General features: G+C 66.7%; 2 protein-coding genes and 1 pseudogene. All 3 read left to right on the top strand.

Features of this window, described 5'->3' with window-relative positions:
- Positions 1–233: 233 nt before the first annotated feature.
- Positions 234–695, top strand: a complete 462-nt coding sequence (gene azu, locus AC1DOC_RS24365; protein WP_012746678.1) for an azurin — start codon at positions 234–236, stop codon at positions 693–695.
- Positions 696–756: 61 nt separating this feature from the next.
- Entirely contained in the window at positions 757–3,186 is a 2,430-nt protein-coding gene (locus tag AC1DOC_RS24360; RefSeq protein WP_062362555.1) for a UvrD-helicase domain-containing protein, read from the top strand.
- A gap of 131 nt (positions 3,187–3,317) precedes the next feature.
- Positions 3,318–3,693: pseudogene (locus AC1DOC_RS24355) on the top strand (DUF2339 domain-containing protein); the annotation flags it as partial.

The raw sequence follows: 3,693 nt of genomic DNA, 5'->3' as shown, positions 1-3,693 counted from the left end.
CAAGAAACTTGGGCCCGGTGATTGATTATAGGGGGTGGCGCCGCGCCTTCCTGCGCGCTTTCGTATAGACCTTATTCGCCAGCCGGTCTGCCCGGCCGGGCCGTATTGGCGAAGCGCGCCCCGCAGCAGTACCATTTGACGCAGATCAGTGCCGCGCGGCGGGCGCGCTCGACAATGCCGCTGGCGCAGCACCTCTTGCGCCCCGTTCATTTCTTCTTCTGGAGACCGTTCCCATGCTTCGCCGCCGCCTCGCCGCCACCGCCGTTCTGGCGCTCGCTTCTCTCGCCGCTTCCTCCGCCTTCGCTGCCGACTGCAGCGTGGAGATCGAAGGCAACGACGCCATGCAGTTCAACAAGCCCGCCATCGAGGTGAGCAAGAGCTGCAAGGAATTCACCGTCAAGCTCAAACACGCCGGCAAGCTGCCGAAGCAGGCCATGGGCCACAACTGGGTGCTTGCCAAGACGGCCGACGTGCAGGCGGTCGCCGCCGACGGCGTTGCTGCCGGCCTGCCGCAAGATTATGTGAAGGCCGGCGACGCGCGCGTCGTGGCGCACACCAAGGTCGTCGGCGGCGGCGAAAGCGACAGCGTGAGCTTTCCGGTCGCCAAGCTGGGCGCGGCCGACAGCTACACCTTCTTCTGCTCCTTCCCGGGCCATTCGTCGATCATGAAGGGCACGCTGAAACTCGTGAAGTAAAAGAAGGGCGCGGGCAACCCCGCCGCCGCGTCGGGACGCCCCGGCTTCCTACAATGCCGGGATGTCTCTTTTCGGCTCGTACGACGCCACTGCCGGCGCACCCCCATCCCCAGCGGCCGATTCGCCCCTGCTCGCCAACCTCAACCCCGAGCAGCGTGCCGCGGTCACCTTGCCTGCGGGCAATGCGCTGATCCTTGCCGGCGCCGGTTCGGGCAAGACGCGGGTGCTGACCACCCGCATCGCCTGGCTGCTGCAGACCGGCCAGGTCTCCCCCGGCGGCATCCTGGCCGTGACCTTCACCAACAAGGCCGCCAAGGAAATGATGACGCGGCTCACGGCAATGCTGCCCGTCAACGTGCGCGGCATGTGGATCGGCACCTTCCACGGCCTGTGCAACCGCTTTTTGCGCGCGCACTGGAAGCTGGCCAACCTGCCGTCCACCTTCCAGATCCTCGACACGCAGGACCAGCTCTCGGCCATCAAGCGGCTCATGAAGCAGTTCAACGTCGACGACGAGCGCTTTCCGGCCAAGCAGACCCAGTGGTTCATTGCCGGCGCCAAGGAAGACGGCCTGCGCCCGAAGGACGTGGAGATCCGCACGGAAGACGACCGCAAGAAGGTCGAGCTCTACCAGCTCTACGAAGAGCAGTGCCAGCGCGAAGGCGTGGTCGACTTCGGCGAGCTCATGCTGCGCAGCTACGAACTGCTGCGCGACAACGACCCAGTGCGCGAGCACTACCAGCGGCGCTTCCGCCACATCCTGATCGACGAGTTCCAGGACACCAACCGCCTGCAGTACGCATGGATCAAGATGCTCTCGGGCAGCACCGCGGCCGGAGGCCAGTTCGTGCCGGGCGAGAACAACAGCGTGATTGCCGTGGGCGACGACGACCAGAGCATCTACGCCTTTCGCGGCGCGCGCGTGGGCAACATGGCCGACTTCGTGCGCGAGTTCGATGTGCGCCACCAGATCAAGCTGGAGCAGAACTACCGCAGCTACAGCAACATCCTTGACTCGGCCAACGAGCTCATCAGCCACAACAAGAAGCGCCTGGGCAAGAACCTGCGCACCGACCAGGGCCCCGGCGAGCCGGTGCGCGTGTACGAGTCGCCCACCGACCTGGCCGAGGCGCAGTGGATGGTCGAGGAAATGCGCCAGCTCGTGCGCGACGGCTTCGACCGCAAGGAAATGGCCGTGCTCTACCGCAGCAATGCGCAGAGCCGGGTGATCGAGACGGCGCTCTTCAACGCCTCGGTGCCGTACCGCGTGTACGGCGGCCTGCGCTTCTTCGAGCGCGCCGAAATCAAGCACGCGCTGGCCTACCTGCGCCTGCTCGAGAACAAGGACGACGACACCAGCTTCCTGCGCGTGGTCAACTTTCCGCCGCGCGGCATCGGTGCGCGCACGCTCGAGCAGTTGCAGGACGCGGCGCGCACGGCCGGCCGCTCGCTGCACGACGCGGTGCATGCCGTCGGTGGCAAGGCGGGCTCGAACCTCACGGCCTTCGTCGCCAAGATCGACGTGCTGCGCGAGCAGACGCAGGGCGCGAGCCTGCGCGAGATCATCGAGCTGGTGCTCGACCACAGCGGCCTCGTCGAACACTACAAGGCCGACCGCGAAGGCGCCGACCGCATCGAGAATCTGGAAGAACTGGTGAACGCGGCCGAGAGTTTCGTCACGCAGGAAGGCTTCGGCCGCGATGCGGTGGCGCTGCCCATCGACGAGCTGCGCCAGTCGCCCGCGAGCCAGGGCCTGGACCCGAACCGGCCCGTCATCGACGAGCCGCTCGCGCCCGATGCCGAAACCGGCGAAACGCTGAGCCCGCTGGCCGCGTTCCTCACGCATGCGGCGCTCGAATCGGGCGACAACCAGGCGCAGGCCGGGCAGGACGCGGTGCAGCTCATGACCGTGCACGCCGCCAAGGGCCTGGAGTTCGACTGCGTGTTCATCACCGGCATGGAAGAGGGCCTGTTCCCGCACGAGAACTCCATGAGCGACTTCGAGAGCCTCGAGGAAGAGCGCCGCCTGATGTACGTGGCGATCACGCGCGCACGCAAGCGCCTGTACCTGAGCCATTCGCAGACGCGCATGCTGCACGGCCAGACGCGCTACAACGTGAAGAGCCGCTTCTTCGAAGAGTTGCCTGAAGGCGCGCTCAAGTGGCTCACGCCGAAGAACCAGGCCTTCACGCCCTCGGCCTTCGGCTATGGCGGCGGCTATGCGAGCACGCGCGGCGGTGGCGGCAGTTACAGCAGCGGTGGCGGCTACGGCGGCAGCAAGGACACTTTCGCGAGCCCGCCGGTGCCGCCGCAGAAGGCCGCGCCCTCGCACGGCCTGCGCTCGGGCATGCAGGTGTTCCACAACAAGTTCGGCGAAGGCACGGTGCTGTCGCTCGAAGGCAGCGGCGACGACGCGCGCGCGCAGGTCAAGTTTGCGCGCCATGGCGTGAAGTGGCTTGCGCTGTCGGTGGCCAAGCTCACGCCGGTGTGAATGCGCGCTGCTATTAAACAAATAGCTGAGGCTGCAGTAACCACGGGCTTTTTGAGCGTTTTTTAGTCGGGCAACCGCCGTACACTCCATGCTCGCCAAAAACGGGGGAGTTGAGGATGTGGTTCCTTGGCATGATCGCCGGCCTTTTCATCGGGGCCCTGGCCGAATCGGTTCCGGCCGCGCTGATCTTGGCGGTGGTCGGCGCGTTCGCGCTGCCGAAGATCATCGGCAAGAAAACCGCCGCCGGACCCGCGCGCAGCGAGGCTGAGAGCGCACAACCTTCCAGCGGTGCGGCCGCGCCACTCGCAGGCAGCACGTCGACACTGCAGCAGCGCGTGGCCGAACTCGAGCAGCGCGTGAGCTTGCTCGAACTGCGGCTGGCGCAGAGCGCGGGTGCCGCGGTGGCCGCGCCGGCCATCGATCCGGCGATCGAGGCCGCGCCGCCCGTGCCGCTTGCCGTGCGGCCCGCGGCAGTGCCCGATGCGGATGTTGCCGCGGTGCATGTTC

This window comes from Variovorax sp. 01T439_2 (assembly GCF_056398445.1).
Note: the sequence above shows the minus strand (reverse complement) of the source record. Positions and strands in the feature narration are given on the sequence as shown.